At 43.6% G+C, this 234-nt stretch carries 1 protein-coding gene; it reads left to right on the top strand.

What is annotated here, in order from left to right:
• The coding region (locus tag R0J87_RS24845; protein ID WP_498889699.1) for a YchJ family metal-binding protein at positions 1–234 on the top strand (234 nt) is incomplete at both ends.

Consider the following 234-nt stretch of genomic DNA (forward strand, 5'->3'; position numbering starts at 1 on the left):
AGGCCGTTGATTACATATATCAAACTTATCATCCTTCAGTGCGGCAAGAGAATCCTGTCGCGGCTCTGGCCTCTTTTGCACATGACAGCCATTTTATTACTTTAGAGGTACACAGTGCAGAGCAAAGCGCAAAAGAGGGCTTTGTCGAGTTTACGGTTAAATATATGCAGCATAATCAACTGCATCAATTTGGGGAACGCTCACGTTTTGTGCTCGAAGATAGATGGTATTACC

This window comes from Halomonas sp. SIMBA_159 (genome assembly GCF_046536035.1).
GTDB lineage: Bacteria > Pseudomonadota > Gammaproteobacteria > Pseudomonadales > Halomonadaceae > Vreelandella > Vreelandella venusta_A.